Source organism: Marinifilum sp. JC120, assembly GCA_004923195.1.
Taxonomy (GTDB): Bacteria; Desulfobacterota; Desulfovibrionia; order Desulfovibrionales; family Desulfovibrionaceae; genus Maridesulfovibrio.
Window position 1 is genome coordinate 15,935 of sequence record RDSB01000018.1, and the last position, 19,102, is coordinate 35,036.

Consider the following 19,102-nt stretch of genomic DNA (forward strand, 5'->3'; position numbering starts at 1 on the left):
CTACTTGATGATGCGGTTGAAAGCCTCAAAAAGAAGCTCGTCTTCCAGCAGTGAAATTCTTTTATCGTCAACCTCGAACAGCCCGCGGGTATAGGCAGCAGGGGCCTTGGCCACAGTTGCCGGGGCATCCATGAGTGCATCCCGTAAATAATGATGAACCCCGAGGACCTCATCCACCGCAAAAATCCAACGTCCCAGACCACGGTCTACGCAAATGAATCTGCTGTAAACCCGGAACCCCTTTTCCTCTTCAGTGAGATATTCCTCTTCAAGACCCAGCAGTTCGCGAACAGAAACGACCGGAATAATCTGGCCCTGAAGACTGGTCAGACCTCGAAACATCCTGCTGTTGCGGTGAGGAACCGGGCGCACAGTGCGCTTTTCCAGCACCGAAACAAAAACCTGTGAAGAAAGAGCCAACCATTCGCGGGAAATCCTGAACACAACCGCCCCGGAAGTTTCGGCCTGCTCTTCTTCCTTGGCAATGGACACAGCCTCGGTGTTCTCAGCCAGATATCCTTCGGGAGGCTTCCGGTCCAGCAGGGACAACCCGACACTGGTAAATTTAGGACAATAGTAGCAATGGCTCCAATGCTCCAGTTCCTGACAGGATCTGTCACCGGCATAACCAATTGTATTCCAGCAGGATTCAAGCATTATCCGGCCTCATTTCTTTTTTCGGCCCGGCGGGCTCTGTTACGCATGATCTCAGCCTTACGTGTATCTCCCCTGTTTTCCAGCAGCAGGGCAAGATGCACCAAAGATTCTATATGATCCGGCTCAAGGTACAGGGCCTTGCCATAATATTCCTCAGCCTTTGAAATATTTCCCCCGGACTCATGGAGCAATCCGCAGAGATGAAACAGTTCCGAGTCCGGTCCACCCTGACCGAGCATTTTATCACACATGCTCAAGGCCTCTGCTGTCTTACCTCGGTCAGCCAGTCCCTTGATCTCTTTTACTGAAAGAACTGCCGACGGGGGCTGCTTTTCTTCTTTTACACCAGAAACTTCCCTGCGCGGCAGCACCACGGGTTTCACCGGAGATACAGCCTTAAACGGTCTGTGCGCTGCGGGCTGCGTCTTTGGAGCGGCTGTCTTGCTCCGCGCACATTCCTGCTTTGGACAAACCGGAGGTTTGAGCAGGGCTGCAACCTTGCGTTTACCCTTGCGCAGTGCAAATGTGCCCTGCTTCCTGACCGGGGTGAACCAATCATTGAAAACCGGAAGGATTTCGGCATGGCCCACAAAAAGCAAACCGTCATCCTTCAGTTTCTCATTTAACAATGCGGCCAAACATTTCCTTGATTTATCATCCAGATAAATCAATAAATTACGGCAAAAAATAACATCGTACCTGCCGTGGGGAAGACAGTCTTCTATAATATTCCCGGAACGAAAATTAACAGCCCTTCTGACCTGTTCTGCAAGCATGCGCCCTTCTTCGCATTTACGGAACCACTTTTCGGCATAAAATGGCAATTCAGCACGAAACGAATTATCAGTATAAATTCCGCCCCTTGCCCTGTGCAAAGCACGCTCACTGATATCCACCCCGTCAACCTGAAACCTGTTTACTCCGGCCCCCATGAGAGTCATAGCAATGGAGTAAGGCTCTTCCCCGGTGGAACAGGGCGCACTGAGCACCCTGAATTCATCAGTCGTACATCCAACTGCTGTTTCAAATAGCAATTCAAAGGGTTTGCTATCCCTGAAAAACCATGTCTCCGGAACCACGATCTCCTCAACCAGCTCAGCCAATTCAACTTCACTGGTACGCAACAGACTTAGGTACCCCTTTTCATCGCACCCGGTTTCACGCAAGCGAGCCTTAACGGCCAGCTCTATACCGGAGCGGGCCAGTGAATCAGGGGCAAGGCCCATGGCCCGATTGAGAATTTTCAGGAACGGCTCAAGATTCATCCATTACTCCTGAGCATGCTCCGGTTCATCCTTGGGAAAAAGAACCCGGCGTAATTCATCGGTAAGCAGCCGATGCGGTTTAAGCAGCTGCAACATACTCCCGTTGATCCGGGCAACTCTGCCCAGCCACGGGGCATCGGGAATCTCCAGCCCGGACTCCTCAAAATCCGAATCAGCCACTTTCAGGGTTTCGGTAATATTTTCAGCCAGCAATCCCAGAAATTGTTCGTCCCGTTTTTCCCCTGAGTCTAGATCAGCTAAATCAATGACGATGATCCGGGTCGACATGCGCGAAACGCAAGGGATATCCGTCGCCAGCATGGAAAGATCCACCACCGGAGTAACCTTGCCCCGGTAACTGAAAAGACCCTTCACGTAATCCGGTGACCGAGGCAATTCCTTGCACACAGTAGGCGGAACCACTTCAGCTACAACCCGTGCCTCCAGCCCGTAGACGTATTCAGCTATTTTGAATGTGAGTACCAGCATCTTTATCCACTCACCTTGAAGCGGGAAACTTCACTGCGTAAGCCCTGTACAGCTTCGTTGAGCTGGGATGTGGCCCGGTTGAATTCCGAAAGGGCGTCTGAAGTATCCGAAGCGGTCTCGGAAAGCTGGGACATGGCTTCACTGATCTGCCCTGCACCTTCAGCCTGCGCGGTCATACCGTCATTGACCTGCTCAATGCGGGGGTTTAACTCCCGGACCCCGGTCATAATTCCTTCCAACTTCTTGCCCAGCTTACCCGCTTTTTCCGCACCGAAGCGCACATCCGAAGCAAATCTTTCCATCTCATCAACACCTGAATCAACGGAGCTGCGCATATTGCTGATCATATCTTCAATTTCAAGGGCGGCAACAGAAGTCTGGTCCGCCAAACGCCGGATCTCAGCGGCAACAACGGAAAAGCCCTGACCAAACTTTCCGGCCTTTTCCGCTTCAATGGCAGCGTTAAGGGAAAGCAGGTTGGTACGGTCCGCTACCTTGGTAATGGTATTGACAATACCTTCAATGGCATTGGCCCGGTCGTTGATCTCATCAAGCTTGCCGGTAATGGTGATCGTAGCCGTGCTTAAATCGTCCATAATCCTGATCATGGTCTTAAGACCGTCCTGACCTTCGAAAGCTAGCTTATCCATGCTGGAAGCGGCATCATTTACATGATGCATGGCCCCGGCAAGTTCGCCTGAATTGGCTGAAATCTCAGCACTGGTAGCACTTATCTGGGTGGTGGCGGCTGCCTGCTGGTTAACAGTCACCTCCAATTGGCTGGCCGAAGCCGAAATCTCTGTAGAAGAGGTGGTCACCTGAATACCGGACCGCTGCATCTGCCCGATCAGGGAATAAAGGGCATCGACCATACCTTTAACAGCAAGGTAGAGCTGTCCGGTTTCATCCAACTTTTCAGGATGGTCGGCATTTCGCACAGCCTTACGGGCATTGGGGCAATTCTCATCCACCATGGCTATGGTTTCCCGGGCCTTGTGCAGATCACCGGAAGCAATAATTTTAACCAACTCAACCATATGGCTGACCGGATCAGCAATCAGTGCACTGGCATAAAGGGACACACCAAGGGTAATAGCCAGCAACACCAATCCGGTGATGACCAGCCATCCCACCAGGTAATCAAGCACCCCGGTCAAGCGGCTGGTGATACCTTGATATTCATCAAGATAGACTCCGGCCCCGATTACCCAGCCCCAAGGCTTAAAATATGTAAATACGGAAAGTTTATCCCGGCCCTCATCATCCGGCCCGATCTTCCAAACATAATTCTTGCTGCTGAGTTTGCCCTCTCCGGCCTCTACTGCCTGACTGAGAATATCATGTACAAACCCTTTCCTGCCGCCAACGGAATCCACATGAGCACCGTCATTTTTGGGTGAATTGGAAACAATGTAGTGTCCTCGGCTGTCTCCTTTGGTTCCGATAACCCAGATGTACCCGGTCTTGCCGATGGAAGTTTTGAGCATGGATTTACGCAGTACCTGCAAAATATTATCATCCATGTAAACGGCAACCATTCCGGTCACAAAATTTTCCTGATCCTTTAAAGGCACATAGATAATAAAACGGGTACCGTGATCAAGATCATCATACATTCTGGCTGTGCGCCCGGAAAGAACATCGTCAATGGCTGATTCGACCCTGCCGTCATCTCCGAGAGAATAAAAGATATCCCCCAGCTTCCAGTTAAAATTGTCCGCAGGTGCGGTGGTATCCACCACCAGCATATCCCCTTCCGGGTTCAACCTTTGAAAAACAGTACAATATGCACCGGAAATACGGGTTGCCTCCACCAGCATAGTCAGTGTTTTGCCCTTGCGTTTGGAATAGGTGAACTCATTATCACCAATACTGAGCACCGGAACGGTCAGCTCGTCGGTTCCCTCAATACGATGATTATTTACCGGCCAGTCCGAAACTTTCTTCAAGACCTGAACCCGGCCCAGATCATCCATCAGGGTCTCCAAAGCCATGGCCGCCCTTTCTGTCTCTGCGGTAAGCAGCTGGTCAGAGGTACGGCATTCTTCATAAAGATCTCCCGTTAGTTGGGAGACATGAGATTCAATAAGGGAACGGACCTCACCTTTCATGCAGTCCTGCAACCGATCCTCAAGAATATCGGTAATGATGAACATGGCCACAATGGGAATTATTGCGGCTCCACAGGCAATGGCGATTATCTTTCTTCTGAGGGAAAAACGCATCGGATACATCCCGGCACCGCCAAAAGGTCAGACAGCGGTGATTTTTTATTACAGATTACATGGATTCCATCGTATCAAGGAACAGGCACAGTAGCACCTACCTCCCCCTTGTATTTATTTTATATGATTAAATCAATGACCGCAGGCATTTTGCATGTATTTCAAAAAAATATATTCGTTTCATGTAAAGTGATTGCCTTCGCCTGCCGATAGCAGAAGTATGAACCGGTGGGTAAATTTCTACCCGGCCGATGTCCCCGCTCACGGAGGAGTGTATGTATTATCACGGATTTGATAACAAAGCTGCGTCTGCAACCAAGTATTGGAGCAACAAAGACGATGAACTTGTTTCGGTATTATTTGCAAAAATAATCAATAAGACAGTGAACACTCAGGAACCATGCCCGGAACAGGACCATCTTGTGGACCAGATGGTTAACAATCTTTTCGACCTCTGCTTCTACATCAACAAAGACGTTCATAACTGCTGATCTTTTTTCAGATGCCAGCGGTTTTGATGAAAATCGCAGACTCCTGAACGAAAAAATCCCCGACAGTATTAACTGCCGGGGATTTTTTTTGGAATGCTTTATCGACCGTCTCAGACGGTCAAGAAAGTGCCAGATGCAAACCTTTTGCTAGCTGACCTGAGCGAGACGGGGCGCGTTCTTGGCCTTTTCTTCTTCAGATCTTTTACGCAGGTAGTGAACCATGGTCAGGATGGCGGTGATTGCTTCAAAACCTTCCTGTTCTACAGAGTCTACCAGCTGGTCGGAAGGATCAGCCTGCAAGGCGCTTTTGAGAGCCTTGGAGTATCTGCCGAAACCGTCCATGAGATCGAGAGCCATGTAGTTGGCTTCATCAGGATCTTCAGGGTTGATGTCCATGGGGACCAGTACGTAACCCATGATGTTGGCAAGTCTGGTCAGGGGACGGATGCTGCCGGTAGCTTTCATGATGGGGATCAGTTCTTCAACGCCGACCTTTGCACCTTTATCTTCGGGATTAATCTCACGAAGAAGGGTGGGGTAAGGTTTGCTGATTTCGGTTGCTACGTCACGTGCAGGCTTATCATTTTTGAGTACAACATCCTGCAAAAGCTTGGTAAGTTCATTGTTAGCCATTTTATCTCTCCCTTAGTTCATTATTTTATGTTTATTACCACTGCTAATACTAGCTAAATCTATGCCAGTTTATTATGCAATAATACACATACATTAAATGCTTTATTTTCAAGACCTTAACACACCGGCCCGCAATGGACCCCTCTCTGTATTCTCAAAAAACAATATCTTTTACTGAAAATCAATAAAACCAATTATCCAGCAAATCATTATCACTGCGAAAAGAAGGCTATACAAGGAATACTCTTCCCATGCAAGAACTGATTTCAGCTATATTGAATTTTGCCCTGTTCAGGTATGCTTTTTAAGAATAGAAGAAAGGAATACCGCAAAAATACGGTATCCCTTTCGTAAATAATTTCCTGCTAACTAATCAATTCCCAGAGATTCAAGGTAAACCTCACCGGAAAAGGTAAGCTCTGCTCCGCCCTGCAAGAAGACATTTCCGTCTTCAATAATAACCTTAAGAATCTCACCGCCGGAGGTACGGACTCGCACTGCGGCATCGGTCAAACCCTGCTCATGAAGGGTGACCTGCACTGCGCTGACCCCGGTTCCGCAGGCATAGGTTTCATCTTCAACGCCCCTTTCATAGGTGCGCACGATGAGACTGTCGTTGTCATCGATCTGGACAAAATTAACATTTGTTCCTGCCGGGGCAAAAGCATCGTGGTAGCGGAAAGCCGCGCCGAGCTTTTTGATATCCACTTCATCAACATCGGCAACCTGCACGACAACGTGCGGAACTCCGGTGTTAGCAAAATGGTACTCATATTCTTCCCCATCGATCTCCAGTGTCTGCTTTATTGCCACACCTTCGGGTGGGGTAAGCTGAACCTTAACCTCTTCCAGTACGGGAAATACCTGCACCTTGATGGGACCGGCATCAGAACCGAAAACATGCTGCTCCCCGGCAATATCCAGAGCATGAGCCAGCCTTCCGGCGCAACGGGATGCGTTGCCGCACATTTCCGCCCTTGAGCCGTCAGAATTATAAAATTGCCAAATAAAATCGAGGCCGGAATCATCCGGTGCGTTTTCAATAAAAAACAGACCGTCAGCATAAACGCCGAACGCGCGCTGGCAAAGCTTTTTAGCCCAAAGGGACATCTTCTCAACCGGTACGCCCAATTCACGGTTATCAATAATTACGAAATCGTTGCCGCAGCCCTGCATTTTATAAAAAGGAATTGATTTTCCAAACATTTTACTCATTGGCAGCCTCGTTTTTTTGAAAAATAAAAAAGAATTGTCCTTAAAGGCAAGTTCAACTTAAAAGCTGGCGATCAAGCCTCGGACAAACGGGAGTGCATCCGGCGGGCCAGATACAAGAAAGGGGTATCCATAACCGCCACTATAACCTTAAACAGATAGGTAGTAAAAAGAATTTCCACCCAAACCTCAAAGGGGAAAAGCCCCCACAAGGCAACGAAACAGAAGACTGAGGAATCCAGAAGCTGACTGAGCAGGGTGGATGCGTTATTACGCAGCCAGAGATGACGCTGGCCCATCCTGTCTTTGAGCAGATGAAAAATATAAACATCATTCAGCTGGGAAACAATATAGGCGGCCATACTACCGAGAGCAATACGGGGCAGGAATCCGAAAATAGCCTCAAGATGGGGCTGGGCAAAATCATCAACCGCCGGGGTAAACAGGAGGGCCAGTTGCATATAGACAACCGCCATGACCAGAACCACAAACCCCAGATAAACAGCCTTCTTGGCTTCTTTTTTACCGTAAAATTCGCTGAGCATATCAGTAGAAAGGAAAACACTGGCGTAAAGAATGTTACCCAGAGTGGTCGTCATCCCGAAAAGCTCAATGGTCTTCAATACCTGAATATTGCAAAGGATCAGGTTGAAAACAATCAGTCCGAACAAGCCTATTTTTCCGAAATATCTATAAATAACAAGTACGAGGCTCAGGTCCATGACCGCAAAGCCAAGCCATAATAATTCATTCATAATAAACTCCTGTACGGCTATTCCATGAAAAGGAGAGATTCATCAAAACACCGCAGCATAATAAAAACGGCCCCTGAAGAGCCAAGACATTGCTCCTAGCTCAAATCAAATTGAAAAGCCATTCAGTTTTTAGGTATTATGAAAATATAAATAACACAATAACCAGACAGGGATGTATAACCGGAACTATTTCTTACCTTTTAACAAAAAAAGGGGTCCCGACAACCGGGACCCCTTGATTCAGCCTGACAGCTATAGGCTGAAGGAAACCTCATAAATTACATAATTCTCAACTTGGGCCGCAGGTGGGAAACAACCACCCGGTTACGGCCCTGCATCTTGGCCTCGTAAAGGGCCTCGTCCGCCTTGCGTACAATTTCAGTATCTTTTTCAAGACTTCCGGGACACACAGAGGATACCCCGATGCTGGCGGTCACGTTAAAACTCTTATCCTGATAGGTCATGGTGTTGTCTTCAATCATAGCTCTGACCCGTTCGGCCAGCATTTCCGCCTGCTCTTCACGAGTGTGCGGAAGCAGAATAACAAATTCCTCTCCGCCATAGCGGGCGATGAAGTCAGTGGACCTGAATGTTTTTTCAAAGGTGCGGGCTACTTTTTCCAGCACCATGTCCCCGGCCAGATGTCCGTAGGTGTCGTTCACTGCTTTGAAATGATCAAGGTCAACCATGAGCAGAGAAAGATCTGTATTCAAACGCTGGTGACGCTTGACTTCTTCGACCAGTCTTTCATCAAAACTGCGGCGGTTATAGACTCTGGTCAAACCGTCACGGTTGGCGCGGGTCTTGATTTTGTTGAACATGATGGCGTTGCTAAGGGCCAGAGAAAGATGGTTAACCGCAGCGTTAAGGGTGGCAACCTGATCTTTGGCCAGCCGTACATTTCGTTCACAGAGCATAACCAGACAACCAAATTTCTCACCACGGGCCACCAGCGGCAGGGCCAGAATCCTTCCTGAACCGGGGCTATAGACCATGGAATTGCTGCCCGGAGGAACGGTTTCAGACATATTGTAGCTGGAAACTTCCATACCGCTAAGCGCGACCACATTTTCAATCATCAATTCAATCCACTCGTTCTGGACGTTCTCGACCTGACCGGGATTGATAAAAATTTCAGTATCAATATGCTTTCCAGTGGGCAGGATATCCCAGAAGGCACCCTGAACGGAGTAGACCGGCAGGAGCATCTTGAGGTCCTCGACAGCCTGACCGAGAATATCCGCCACTTCAAGACGCTCGGTAGCATTGGAAAGCACGGTGTTCAGGAACATGAGCTGTTCAGTTTTGCGGGAAAGCAATTCACGCTCAAGGATGATTTCTTCGGTCATGCGATAAAGATCACCGTAAAGACCGGAAATTTCCTTGGCCCTGAACAAAGCGTCCTGCACCTTGGAACTGGTCAGCGGAGAGCTGACCACAGCAAGAAAACCATCTTCCAGCACCTTTTCCAGATCAGCGTGATTCATGTCATCCTGAATCAGGATACGCTGGGTGGACTCAAGGTTGCGGTATGCAGAACGCCTTTCTTCAGGCAGTTCCTCCCAGACCCTTTGCGGAATCCAGGTAGCGGCAGGCTTTTCATTATTGCTGAGTTCCTTTTCACCGGGCAGGGCACGCTCGGAAAAATTTCTCAAAAAGAATCCGGGACCGAGAGAATCCTCGATTTTACCGGCTTCACTACTATTAAGACCGAACCCCCAAAGCAGTTCAGGTCTGCTTCCTCTTTTCATTACTGGTCTCCTTGATTAAGCTGTCAGAAACAATATTCCAACCGTTTTTTTGCAAAAAGAGGGCCAGCAGATATTAAGAGGAGCAAAACACGAATACCCGTAGCGTTGAAGAAGACCGATAGACAAATAGAAAAGCTTTTAGAACAACACGTTACACATCAAAAACGCATACTCTTATAAATTTTAAAAAAGCTATCAGGTAGATCGCAGCTCACTCACTATCAAGTGTATAAAGGAAAAGAGTGCCGGAAATCCGTCACCTTCCGAAGCAATGACGCGGCAAATAAATCCTTTGACAAGAGCAGGCCAAATGTGGCTTGAAATAACGTATGAAAACTCAAAGAATATGGGGCAGTCTGGACCCATTTTACGAAAGCGGACCGATTCTGGGCAGAAAAGTCGCAAACATGGGTTTCCTGAACGGTTTGCTTGGGCTTGATCCTTTTGACGAATATCATTTCTTTCTCTCCGGCGCGGGAGGCAAACAAGACCTGACTTCCTTTTTCAAAAACAGCTACCCCGCTATTTTTGAGCAGGGCAGAGTCAAAATAATGGATCGCCGGGACCTACCCACCGAAATTGCCCGCAGGGAATACTTCTGCTTCCATCAGTCAGACTGCATCAATTACCCCTCTCATCTGGCCCGAGTCCGCAATAAGTACGGACAAAATATTTTTCCCATCACCGGAACCACCCATTCCTTGAGTTACAGCAACTACGGATCATTTCTCCTCAATTATCTATGGAAGGGCACCACCAAGAGGGACTGTATTGTGACAACTTCCAGCACCGGGGTGCAGGTTGTTGAAAATTATTTCAAACACCTGCGCGAAGGGCTGGGAATAAGTGAAGAGACACACCCCTCGCCTCAGATCAGGAAGATTCCACTGGGAATCAATCCCGGGCAACTGGCTCCGCCGGATGAACATTTAAAAGCTCAGGCCAAAAGAAATCTCGGCTTTGATGCAGCTGACGAGCGAGTCAACATACTCGTCTTTGGCCGTATCGCCCATTATTCCAAAATGGACATCCTTCCGCTATTACGCGCCCTACAAAAGCTCTTTGTTTCCGGAATTGAACGAACCAAGGTGCGGGTCATGCTTGGCGGATGGATCGACGAAGAGGATGATTTTCCGGCCACCCTTGCCCAACTGGGCCGCAACATGGGTCTGGAGCTTACCATTACCGGACGCCCTTCTGATGAAAAGAAACTGGATCTTTACCGGGCGGCGGACATCTTCGTTTCCATCTCCGACAACCCCCAGGAAACATTCGGCCTGACCGTACTGGAAGCCGGGGCTTCAGGACTTCCGGTCATTGCTTCCGATTATGACGGTTACAAAGATCTGGTCGTCCACGAGGAAACCGGACTGCTCATCGATACCATCGGCCCCGAAGCCACCCCGGATCTCGACGTCATGGCTCCGTTATGCTTTGACAATCATTACCATTTACTCATGGCCCAGCAGACCGCTGTGAACACCCCTAAACTGGCGGCAGCACTGAAACAACTGATCAACGATTCACAATTGCGTATTGATTTGGGACAAGCCGGAGCAAAACGGGTCCGCGAAAAATTCAATTGGACCCAAATAGTTGAACAACACATAACCCTTTGGGAAGAGCTGAATACGGTCCCGGTGGACGGGGAAGCATTGCGAGACATACTCCACCCGGTTCAGGTCCGGCTGGGGGAAACGTTCTCCCATTATCCCACGGAAGTCTTAACCCCGGAAACAAAGCTGGTCACCGGAACCACCGGAATGGCTATTTACAAAGGCCGGGAGTTCCCCCTTATATATAAAGGAGTGGACAGAATCCTGAGTGAGGAAGTTATCCGCAAGATGGCCTTTTTTGCCCGCAAGCCGCTGACTGTTGCTGAGCTTGGAGAAAAAATTAAATCAATTGCCGGAGAAATGAGTGATAATGACGCCCGATTCCACATCCTCTGGAGTCTGAAACACGATATTCTGGAAAAAGTATGTTGAAACGGAGCATAGTGCACCATACCATCCTCAAAAAAAGCGGTGGTGCCGCAAAAGTAGCCCTGCAACTTCATCAGGGACTGCTTGAACAGGGACATGACTCGCAGCATTCCTTCGAAGCCTCAGAGATTTCAAACGACCAATTGACCAGCCCGCAGGATGCCGCTCAGGCAGTTCCTGAAAACAGCATCGTCCACCTGCACACCTCCAAGGACCCTGCGCTCTTCCTGCGTTCCCTGGCTGCTAGTTGCAAGACAGTAATCACCCTGCATGACACTCAGATGATTACCGGAGGCTGTGCTTCAACCATGGACTGCCCGGAATTTGAACGGGAATGTAGCCACTGCCCGAGAAATTTTCCGGATTCCCAAAAAGTTCGCCAGGAACGCATCGCGGCTATTGTTGATTCAGAAGCCATACTGGTCTCCCCTTCAAGATGGTTGAGCAAACTTGTTCGCAAAGTCCATCCGGCTTTAAAACCCAAAATTATCCCCAACGGCATACCGTGGCCAGACAGACCTGCGGACAAAAATCAAGCCCGGAGGGAACTGGGGCTCCACCCCGCTTCCAAGGTAATGCTTTTCGTGGCCCACGGAGGAGTGCAGGCTGCCTACAAGTCTGGTCCGCAATGGAAAAAATACTGGGCAACAATCAAGTCAGCAGTGCCCGAAGCCCTTTGCTTTGCCATCGGAGGCATCGAAAACAGCAGGGACGGTGATTTTATATCCATCCCCTACGTGGACAGCACGACCCTTGCAAAATTTATGAGCGCAGCGGATGTGCTGGCCTACCCCACTCTGGGCGACAATCATCCACTAATCATACTGGAAGCCATGGCCCAGAGTCTTGCTGTTGTAAGCTATGCTGTAGGCGGTGTGGTGGAACAGATCTCTGACGGGGAAGACGGTCTGCTGATCCCCCCTTATGAAAAAACACTTTTTACCGAAAAGGTGATTACGCTGTTGCGACATAACAGGACAGCAAGGGAAATGGGCAGCCGGGGTTTTCAGAAAGGAAAAAAACGCTATTCACATGTGAGAATGCTTACCGACTACAACAAAATTTATGACAAACTGGTGTAATTGGGATTCACGTGTTATTATTTTACTTATTTTTTCAATTTTTACCAAAAGCCAGTTGACTTTTTTTCCTGTTTAAACTGGAACTAAACTTACTAATCTAAATATGAAGATGAAAAAAATCTTTCACAAACAAGCATTTCAGGCTAACATTAATTTGAGCAAAAGTTGCTTTGTTATATGATACAGGCTTGATACATTATTTCCCCAGGGGAGGATGCCAATGTCCCAAACGAATATTCTACTTGAATCAGGCACCAATGAGCTTGAAATAGTTGAATTTTATATTGACGAAGTTGACAATGTACATGACGGTTCAACCCGCCGTAACTACTACGGCATCAACGTTGCCAAGGTCGTCGAAATCATTCGCTTACCTGAGTTGACCGATATGCCTGATGCAGCAAACGATGCTGTTCTGGGCGCATTCGATCTCAGGTCGGAAATTATCCCCCTCATCGATTTGAGCCGCAGAGTCGGTAAAAACAGGATCGAAGACGAAGCACCCAAGGTAATAGTCACTGAGTTTAACAAGATTTCCACTGCCTTCCTTGTTTCCGGCGTGACCAGAATCCACCGCATCAGCTGGGAGCAGGTAGAAGCACCGAGCAGACAGGTTTCCTCGCTGACCGCAAACTCCATCACCGGAGTGGTCAAGCTTGAAGGACGTATTGTATTCCTGCTCGACCTTGAAAAAATCGTTGCCGACCTCAACCCGGACATGGATCTTACCGATGTGCCTGAAGCAGACTTGGTCGACAAGATCGAAAAACGTCAGCTCAAGGCCCTTATAGCCGACGACTCCACCATGATCCGTCGCATGATCGGCCAGATGCTCGAAGATGCCGGATTCCGGGTAACCAGAACCCATAATGGTAAGGCCGCCTGGGACAAGATTGTTGAATGGAAAGCAAAAGCTGAAGCCGAAGGCAAAACCATCAATGATTATCTGGACATTATGGTCACCGATATTGAAATGCCGGTCATGGACGGTCACAATCTGACCAAACGCATAAAGGATGACCCGGAATTGCGCCACCTCCCGGTACTACTCTGTTCCTCTATCATCACCGATACCCTCTTTCACAAAGGGGAATCCGTTGGTGCTGATGACCAGATTTCAAAAGCTGAAATCAACCAACTGGCCGAAAGAGTATTTAAGCTTATTGAAAAATTCGGCAACAAATAGTTTACGCTGAAAAAGACAACTAAAATCCCCCGCAAAGTTTAACTTCGCGGGGGATTTTTCTTATGCTTCAAAGTAAAATACTTATTTAATCCAAATCAAAGAACACTGCCGCCCGGTCTGCTTTTCGCGACGGTAGGAAAAAAAACTATCAACCATGGAATAAGTACATAGATCAAGGGAATGGATATTACGCCGGGCCAGACCTGCTTGTACTAACTGGTCAATAGTCAGTTTCCAGAGATCAACCGTACTGGATTGCTTATCAAAATAATCATCAAATCCCGGACCGAAATCAGATTCAAAATTGACAAACTGAGCCACAGCAGGACTAAGACTGGGACCACGCACCGCCAGAAGGTCTTTAGGCTCGCAGCTGTAACGTTCACAGATATCCGCAACACCTTTTCCAGGAAAATTAATTGCATTTCCCCGCCAGCCGTTATGCAGGCCGGCCACAAAATCACCATTTTTATGAGCGATCATAATTGGCTGACAATCAGCGGTCTTAACCACAAGGGCATGCCCCGCTGCAGTGGTGGCCAGACCGTCTCCTTCAAGACTGGGAGAATCTGCCGGGGAACCTTCCTCAAGATCATAATGCATCACATCCCCATGGATCTGAATGCATTCATGCCAATGGGAAACACCAAGGGTAGCAGCCAGCTCTGTACGGTTGGCACGTACATCATACGGATCATCCCCAACATCGTAAGAGATATTGCCTGCATTGAATGGAGCCTTGCAGCTGCCGCCTTCTCTGGTACTAAAAGCAACCGAAACATTATCCAGCCCCGGAAAAACAAACGGTATAAAACTTATCTTTGCCATATCAATTCCTTATCAGTGCAGACAAGCTGCACATTTTTATCCCACGGTTCCACGGGAAATCCTTCCACCAACTGAAAATCATAACAGACTCCGACGGAAAGAAATCTTTGCTTCTGGGGACGGGCCAGAAAACGATCATAGTATCCGCCTCCAAATCCAATGCGGTAACCACTTCGATCAAAGCCCACACCGGGAACCACTATCAGGTCCGGTGACACCACATCCGGGAATTCACAACGAGTCCGGCAGGGCTCCTTGATGCCGAATGAACCGGAAGAAAGATCAGCCTCAGCGCGAACCACGCCGAAATCCATCTGCCCCGGTTCGTTCTTACGACAACAGGGCATGAAAAGTCTTTTGCCGCTGCTCCAAGCATTTTCAAGCAGAAGACGAATATCGACCTCATTCCTGATGGGCCAATAAAGCAGCACTTCCTCTGCACGCTCCCACTGTTCAAGAGACAATACCGTACCCACTATATTGCGGCTCATGGATTCCACGTCCGGTCCGCTCAGGACAGAACGTTTTTCCAACAATTGCCGTCTGATAATTTCTTTATCCAAATCTGCCACCTGTTCCTCAGTTTCAATCATGGGATAAGAAAACTAAGCACAACTATGCAACAAAGATCAATCACCAAGTGCGACAATAACGAAAATATACTCTTCCCAGCCAGCGCTCCCAGTGGTCTGCCATTGGTTTTTGAGATCATTAATGATATCCAGTGGACTTCTGAAGCAGTGTAAAAATCAACAACTGAGCCATGTACAAACGGAGGCAACATGCCTGAATCCAATAAAAAATGGATTGCTTTCGGTGATGTACACCAGAGCCTTAAATTCATTGACCTTCTCCCGGGGCTTGAAGAAGCTTGCGGAGTGATCATCACCGGAGACCTGACCAACCACTCCCCGGCCGGGACAATTGAAAAGATCTGGGACATCGTCTACAGCAAGAACAAGAATATCCTTGCCCAGCTGGGCAATATGGACAGAAGCAATGTTACTGACTTTCTTAAGGAAAAAGGTGCAAACCTGCATTGCGAATTCCGCGAACTTGCTGAGGGCATAAAGATCATGGGCGTAGGCTGTTCCATCCCCACCCCTTTCGGGACCCCCAGTGAGATAACTGAGGAAGAGATGTCCAGCTACCTTGAAGAAACTCATGACCGTCTCGGCGGCTACGAGCAGCTGGTCCTTGTGGTTCACGATTCTCCTTTCAATACCAAACTCGATGTCCTCGGCAATGGAATGCATGTGGGCAGTAAGTCCGTACGCACATTCATAGAAGACCACCAGCCGGACATCGTTCTCTGCGGCCACATCCATGAATCCAGCGGAGAAGATCACATCGGCAAATCCCACATAATCAACCCCGGCATGGCTTCCGGCGGCGGGTACGTACTCGTCTCCATTAAGGACGGCAAGCTGAATGCAACACTTAAACAGATTTAACCATGAGCAAAATAAGATTTATATGGGTCGGTAAAATCAAGGAACCCTTTTTCCGCGACGGTTGCGCCCATTATACTAAGAAACTCGGCCGCTTCCACAAGCTGGAGGAAACAATCCTCAAGGATGCCCCGGGCAAGCTGCCGCCAAAGGATAAAGTCCTGCACGAAGGCAAATCCATCATATCCAAAGTCAAACCCTCGGACCTGCTCATCTGCCTTGATGAAAAAGGCAAGGAAATGACCTCGGTGGAACTTTCCAAGCAGCTGCAACGCTGGACCGAGGACCCGAACCTGACCCCAACTTTCGTCATCGGAGGTCCTTTTGGACTGGCTGATGAAGTTAAGAACGCGGCGCGGGTCAAACTTTCTCTGAGCAAGATGACCCTGCCTCACGAACTGGCCCGGACCATGCTCCTTGAGCAGCTCTACCGCGCTGCTTCCATACTTCGTGGTTCGCCTTATCATCATGTTTAAGGCAGGAATTTGATGCGCTTTGCGCTTTTGAAGAACTATGAGATGCCTCTGGCGGCTCTCCGAGGGCGCCTTCAGCGTGACCAGAAGGGCTAAGCCCCTCTGGACTCCCTAGTTGTTTTATACTGAAGTAACTATAAATTTCGTGCGATTTACCCCACACAACCGGAGATACAATGCTTAAGATGGATTACCTTGAAAAACTGGAAGAATACATGACTTCCGGCGATATGAAATTTGAATTTGATAATGGAACCGAAGAGAAACGGTTTGAAATTCTCGACTTCCTTGAAAAACTTATGGACGTGGCAGAGATCGCCGACGAACACGCCACCAAGCTAATATTCAAAGGCGGTTTGCTGGATGCACTTTCAGGAGCGGGGCAAAAAGAAGAGAAGTAATTCTATTACCTTAAAACACCCAAAAGCGGCCTTGATTCAGATAAATCAAGGCCGCTTTTATTTTACAAACTATCTGTAATATTTTTTGCCTACCCCCAACTACCGCGAGCCCGTCGCAAGCACCAGAAATAATGCACTTTGCCACCGGCCTTATACTGCATGGAATCTTCCAGATCATGCCCCAGCTCTTCCAAGTCCTGAGCGGACGGAGCGGGATCGTTTGAAAGAATCACGATCCTGCCTTGCGGTGCAACCATTGGCTTTACAAATTCCAAAAGCTCTTTCCAAGGCATGAAAGCCTTGCTCAGAATCAAGTCAGCGGGAAGTGTTTCCTGCGGAAACTTTTCCGCCCGGCCCTGAAAAACCTCGGTGCGTGGGAGCTTCATCATCCGCAAGGCAGTGCGCATGAATATACAACGCTTCTCGCGCGATTCAACCAGATGATAATCCCCGGCCTGCCAAAGAGTACGCAGAGGAATTCCGGGTAATCCGGCCCCGGCTCCCAGATCTAGGGAAACGGGATTGTCTGGCAGATCAAGAGAATCCAGAAAATCCGCCAGATACAAACTGTCGATAATCAAGGAATGAAAAACTTTCTCCCATCCCTGCGGCCCGACTAAATTCATGGACTTATTCCACTTGACCAGCAGGGTCAGGTAATATGCCAAAATCCTTGCCTGATCGGTTGCGGCCTTGAACCCTTCATCCTGCGCCGGATTATCCTTAAGCTTACGCCCGGACTTACTTGCCGCACCCAGAATATCCGCTGCACTGATATTTATTTCCGCCATTAGCCCTCCTTGCTGTTCCCGGCAGATTGCACACAAAGCCCGTCCTTGGCAACTCTTTGCCTTTTGAACACCGCGCGAATGGAAATCAGCACCGCAATTCCACACAAAACAGCAAGAGTGAATAATGAAAAACGCATCACGGTCAGGTAGTCCACTGCGGTTTCAGGGCAAACCGGAGCCTTACCCATTATAGTTGAAAGGAAAATAGCAATGATAACCATACTGAAAACCATACCCAGAGTTCTAAGCCCCCCGGTAATTGCTGAAGCAAAACCGTAGCGGGACGGTGGAACACTGCCCATGAGAATGATCATGTTCGGGGATGAGAACAAAGCAAACCCCACTCCCAGCACCACAAACATGGTGTACAAGTAAAAAAGACTGGTCTGCGACGTGACCATGGCTCCCATGACGGTTCCGACAGTACAAGCGACCATACCCAGCAGGGCCAATACCCGCGGGGAAAATCTATCCGCCAACCCACCGCAAAGAGGTGACAGCACCGCCTGCACAACAGGCTGAATGACAAGAACCAGTCCGGCATCATGGGGTGTAAACCCCTTAACGGACTGCATGTATAGGCTGAACAGAAAAACGATACCGAAGGTCCCGGCATAGTTGATGAATTGAACCAGAGCGGCATCGGAAAAATCCCGCCTTTCTTTGAACAGGGTCAATTCAACCAACGGAAATTCCGTCCTATCCTGCATGTAAACAAATAACGCAACCCCAAATATCCCGGCTATCAACGCTGCTGGTCCGAACCATCCGGCACCGAGACTGGTTCCGCCGAAAACAATTGCAGCAATAGACAAGGAAATGAGAACACTGCCGGAATAATCAAATTTTTCAGTCGAAGAACGGAATTTTCCATTAAGGTTGCGGTAGGCGACATAATATGAAATTCCCAGTGGAAACATACTCAGGTAGTAAATCCAACGCCAGCCCAAATGAGATGTCAAAAGACCTCCCACATATGGTCCTGCGGAAAGCCCAACATAAACAGCAGCCACAGCCAAACCCATGGCCTTACCGCGCTCCTCCTTAGGAACAGAATTCGTCAGCAGAGCCATGTTGGTGGCAATACACATTCCCCCAACTATACCCTGGATCATACGCAACACGATTACGGTATCAATATTCTGAGCAAATCCTATCAACAAGGTAAAGACTGCATACAATAGCACTCCCAGCCGAAACATAGGCTGCCTGCCGTGCATGTCAGCCAACCTTCCAAAGGGCAGCAGCAACGCGGCCACACTGCCTATATATACAGATTCCACAAGACTAAGATCCAACCCGCTTGCTCCGAACTCAGTTCCCATGACAGGCAGGGTTATACCCACAGCCGAAAACATGAAAGGCATAGTGAACTGGGTGACCGACACAGCAAATATTACGGCTCTTTTCTTTGCATCATCCATTTT

At 48.6% G+C, this 19,102-nt stretch carries 19 protein-coding genes; 7 read left to right on the forward strand and 12 right to left on the reverse strand.

Annotation, left to right across the window (positions count from 1 at the left end):
- Genes D0S45_15955 through D0S45_15970 form a run of 4 tightly spaced genes read right to left on the reverse strand, consistent with a single transcriptional unit; the run spans position 1 to position 4,636 of the window.
- Positions 1–657: a chemotaxis protein CheW gene (locus D0S45_15955; GenBank protein ID TIH13017.1), complete on the reverse strand. Its 657-nt coding sequence runs from the start codon at positions 655–657 to the stop codon at positions 1–3.
- Positions 657–1,922: a chemotaxis protein CheR gene (locus D0S45_15960; protein TIH13018.1), complete on the reverse strand. Its 1,266-nt coding sequence runs from the start codon at positions 1,920–1,922 to the stop codon at positions 657–659. The genes D0S45_15955 and D0S45_15960 overlap by 1 nt, the downstream gene beginning before the upstream one ends.
- Positions 1,923–1,925: 3 nt before the next feature.
- Entirely contained in the window at positions 1,926–2,411 is a 486-nt protein-coding gene (locus tag D0S45_15965) for a chemotaxis protein CheW (GenBank protein ID TIH13019.1), read from the reverse strand.
- Positions 2,412–2,413: 2 nt separating this feature from the next.
- Positions 2,414–4,636 carry a methyl-accepting chemotaxis protein gene (locus tag D0S45_15970; GenBank protein TIH13020.1) on the reverse strand — a complete coding sequence of 741 codons (2,223 nt, stop codon included), beginning with the start codon at positions 4,634–4,636 and terminating at the stop codon, positions 2,414–2,416.
- Positions 4,637–4,911: 275 nt separating this feature from the next.
- Between D0S45_15970 and D0S45_15975 the strand changes: the two genes are divergently transcribed.
- Positions 4,912–5,127 carry a hypothetical protein gene (locus D0S45_15975; protein TIH13021.1) on the forward strand — a complete coding sequence of 72 codons (216 nt, stop codon included), beginning with the start codon at positions 4,912–4,914 and terminating at the stop codon, positions 5,125–5,127.
- A 147-nt stretch (positions 5,128–5,274) separates the two neighbouring features.
- Here the strand turns inward: D0S45_15975 and D0S45_15980 are convergent, their stop codons facing one another.
- The 4 genes from D0S45_15980 to D0S45_15995 all read right to left on the reverse strand — a co-directional run bounded on the left by D0S45_15980 (position 5,275) and on the right by D0S45_15995 (position 9,478).
- On the reverse strand, positions 5,275–5,760 hold the full coding sequence (locus tag D0S45_15980; GenBank protein ID TIH13022.1) for a hypothetical protein: 486 nt from the start codon (positions 5,758–5,760) through the stop codon (positions 5,275–5,277).
- Positions 5,761–6,129: 369 nt separating this feature from the next.
- Positions 6,130–6,975, reverse strand: a complete 846-nt coding sequence (locus D0S45_15985) for a diaminopimelate epimerase (protein TIH13023.1) — start codon at positions 6,973–6,975, stop codon at positions 6,130–6,132.
- Between the two features lie 71 nt (positions 6,976–7,046).
- On the reverse strand, positions 7,047–7,727 hold the full coding sequence (locus D0S45_15990; protein TIH13024.1) for a VUT family protein: 681 nt from the start codon (positions 7,725–7,727) through the stop codon (positions 7,047–7,049).
- Positions 7,728–8,005: 278 nt separating this feature from the next.
- Positions 8,006–9,478, reverse strand: coding sequence for a GGDEF domain-containing protein (locus D0S45_15995; GenBank protein TIH13025.1), 1,473 nt, complete (start codon positions 9,476–9,478; stop codon positions 8,006–8,008).
- 329 nt (positions 9,479–9,807) lie between these two features.
- Here D0S45_15995 and D0S45_16000 point away from each other — a divergent pair, with 329 nt between their 5' ends.
- From D0S45_16000 to D0S45_16010, 3 genes are all read left to right on the forward strand, one after another.
- Positions 9,808–11,466 (forward strand): glycosyltransferase, encoded by a 1,659-nt coding sequence (locus D0S45_16000; protein TIH13026.1) that lies wholly within the window; start codon positions 9,808–9,810, stop codon positions 11,464–11,466.
- The gene (locus tag D0S45_16005) at positions 11,460–12,545 is read left to right on the forward strand and encodes a glycosyltransferase (protein TIH13027.1); all 1,086 of its coding nucleotides are present in this window, start codon (positions 11,460–11,462) and stop codon (positions 12,543–12,545) included. The genes D0S45_16000 and D0S45_16005 overlap by 7 nt, the downstream gene beginning before the upstream one ends.
- Before the next feature lie 220 nt (positions 12,546–12,765).
- Entirely contained in the window at positions 12,766–13,731 is a 966-nt protein-coding gene (locus tag D0S45_16010) for a chemotaxis signal transduction protein CheV (protein TIH13028.1), read from the forward strand.
- An 81-nt stretch (positions 13,732–13,812) separates the two neighbouring features.
- On the opposite strand, the gene D0S45_16015 is transcribed toward D0S45_16010, so the two are convergent.
- Both D0S45_16015 and D0S45_16020 read right to left on the reverse strand, forming a co-directional pair.
- Positions 13,813–14,559, reverse strand: coding sequence for a laccase domain-containing protein (locus D0S45_16015; GenBank protein ID TIH13029.1), 747 nt, complete (start codon positions 14,557–14,559; stop codon positions 13,813–13,815).
- Positions 14,547–15,131, reverse strand: coding sequence for a 5-formyltetrahydrofolate cyclo-ligase (locus tag D0S45_16020; GenBank protein ID TIH13093.1), 585 nt, complete (start codon positions 15,129–15,131; stop codon positions 14,547–14,549). Before D0S45_16020 ends, D0S45_16015 begins: the two co-directional genes overlap by 13 nt.
- Positions 15,132–15,341: 210 nt before the next feature.
- On the opposite strand from D0S45_16020, the gene D0S45_16025 reads away from it, so the two are divergent.
- From D0S45_16025 to D0S45_16035, 3 genes are all read left to right on the forward strand, one after another.
- Positions 15,342–16,013, forward strand: a complete 672-nt coding sequence (locus tag D0S45_16025; protein ID TIH13030.1) for a serine/threonine protein phosphatase — start codon at positions 15,342–15,344, stop codon at positions 16,011–16,013.
- Between the two features lie 2 nt (positions 16,014–16,015).
- On the forward strand, positions 16,016–16,486 hold the full coding sequence (locus tag D0S45_16030; protein ID TIH13031.1) for a 23S rRNA (pseudouridine(1915)-N(3))-methyltransferase RlmH: 471 nt from the start codon (positions 16,016–16,018) through the stop codon (positions 16,484–16,486).
- Between the two features lie 173 nt (positions 16,487–16,659).
- A complete protein-coding gene (locus D0S45_16035; protein TIH13032.1) occupies positions 16,660–16,884 on the forward strand; it encodes a hypothetical protein in 225 nt (74 codons plus the stop codon).
- 89 nt (positions 16,885–16,973) lie between these two features.
- Here D0S45_16035 and rsmG read toward each other — a convergent pair whose 3' ends face one another.
- The gene (rsmG, locus tag D0S45_16040) at positions 16,974–17,675 is read right to left on the reverse strand and encodes a 16S rRNA (guanine(527)-N(7))-methyltransferase RsmG (GenBank protein ID TIH13033.1); all 702 of its coding nucleotides are present in this window, start codon (positions 17,673–17,675) and stop codon (positions 16,974–16,976) included.
- A complete protein-coding gene (locus D0S45_16045) occupies positions 17,675–19,099 on the reverse strand; it encodes an MFS transporter (protein TIH13034.1) in 1,425 nt (474 codons plus the stop codon). The genes rsmG and D0S45_16045 overlap by 1 nt, the downstream gene beginning before the upstream one ends.
- Between the last annotated feature and the right edge of the window lie 3 nt (positions 19,100–19,102).

What these genes read in the sequence shown, in the direction of transcription:
- D0S45_16005 (TIH13027.1), top strand. Translation starts at nt 11,460, where the DNA reads ATGTTGAAACGGAGCATAGTGCACCATACCATCCTCAAAAAAAGCGGT.
- D0S45_15975 (TIH13021.1), top strand. Translation starts at nt 4,912, where the DNA reads ATGTATTATCACGGATTTGATAACAAAGCTGCGTCTGCAACCAAGTAT.
- D0S45_16025 (TIH13030.1), top strand. Translation starts at nt 15,342, where the DNA reads ATGCCTGAATCCAATAAAAAATGGATTGCTTTCGGTGATGTACACCAG.
- D0S45_15985 (TIH13023.1), bottom strand. Translation starts at nt 6,975, where the DNA reads ATGAGTAAAATGTTTGGAAAATCAATTCCTTTTTATAAAATGCAGGGC.
- D0S45_16000 (TIH13026.1), top strand. Translation starts at nt 9,808, where the DNA reads ATGAAAACTCAAAGAATATGGGGCAGTCTGGACCCATTTTACGAAAGC.
- D0S45_15970 (TIH13020.1), bottom strand. Translation starts at nt 4,636, where the DNA reads ATGCGTTTTTCCCTCAGAAGAAAGATAATCGCCATTGCCTGTGGAGCC.
- D0S45_16015 (TIH13029.1), bottom strand. Translation starts at nt 14,559, where the DNA reads ATGGCAAAGATAAGTTTTATACCGTTTGTTTTTCCGGGGCTGGATAAT.
- rsmG (TIH13033.1), bottom strand. Translation starts at nt 17,675, where the DNA reads ATGGCGGAAATAAATATCAGTGCAGCGGATATTCTGGGTGCGGCAAGT.
- D0S45_15980 (TIH13022.1), bottom strand. Translation starts at nt 5,760, where the DNA reads ATGGCTAACAATGAACTTACCAAGCTTTTGCAGGATGTTGTACTCAAA.
- D0S45_15995 (TIH13025.1), bottom strand. Translation starts at nt 9,478, where the DNA reads ATGAAAAGAGGAAGCAGACCTGAACTGCTTTGGGGGTTCGGTCTTAAT.
- D0S45_15965 (TIH13019.1), bottom strand. Translation starts at nt 2,411, where the DNA reads ATGCTGGTACTCACATTCAAAATAGCTGAATACGTCTACGGGCTGGAG.
- D0S45_15955 (TIH13017.1), bottom strand. Translation starts at nt 657, where the DNA reads ATGCTTGAATCCTGCTGGAATACAATTGGTTATGCCGGTGACAGATCC.
- D0S45_15960 (TIH13018.1), bottom strand. Translation starts at nt 1,922, where the DNA reads ATGAATCTTGAGCCGTTCCTGAAAATTCTCAATCGGGCCATGGGCCTT.
- D0S45_16045 (TIH13034.1), bottom strand. Translation starts at nt 19,099, where the DNA reads ATGGATGATGCAAAGAAAAGAGCCGTAATATTTGCTGTGTCGGTCACC.
- D0S45_16030 (TIH13031.1), top strand. Translation starts at nt 16,016, where the DNA reads ATGAGCAAAATAAGATTTATATGGGTCGGTAAAATCAAGGAACCCTTT.
- D0S45_16035 (TIH13032.1), top strand. Translation starts at nt 16,660, where the DNA reads ATGCTTAAGATGGATTACCTTGAAAAACTGGAAGAATACATGACTTCC.
- D0S45_15990 (TIH13024.1), bottom strand. Translation starts at nt 7,727, where the DNA reads ATGAATGAATTATTATGGCTTGGCTTTGCGGTCATGGACCTGAGCCTC.
- D0S45_16010 (TIH13028.1), top strand. Translation starts at nt 12,766, where the DNA reads ATGTCCCAAACGAATATTCTACTTGAATCAGGCACCAATGAGCTTGAA.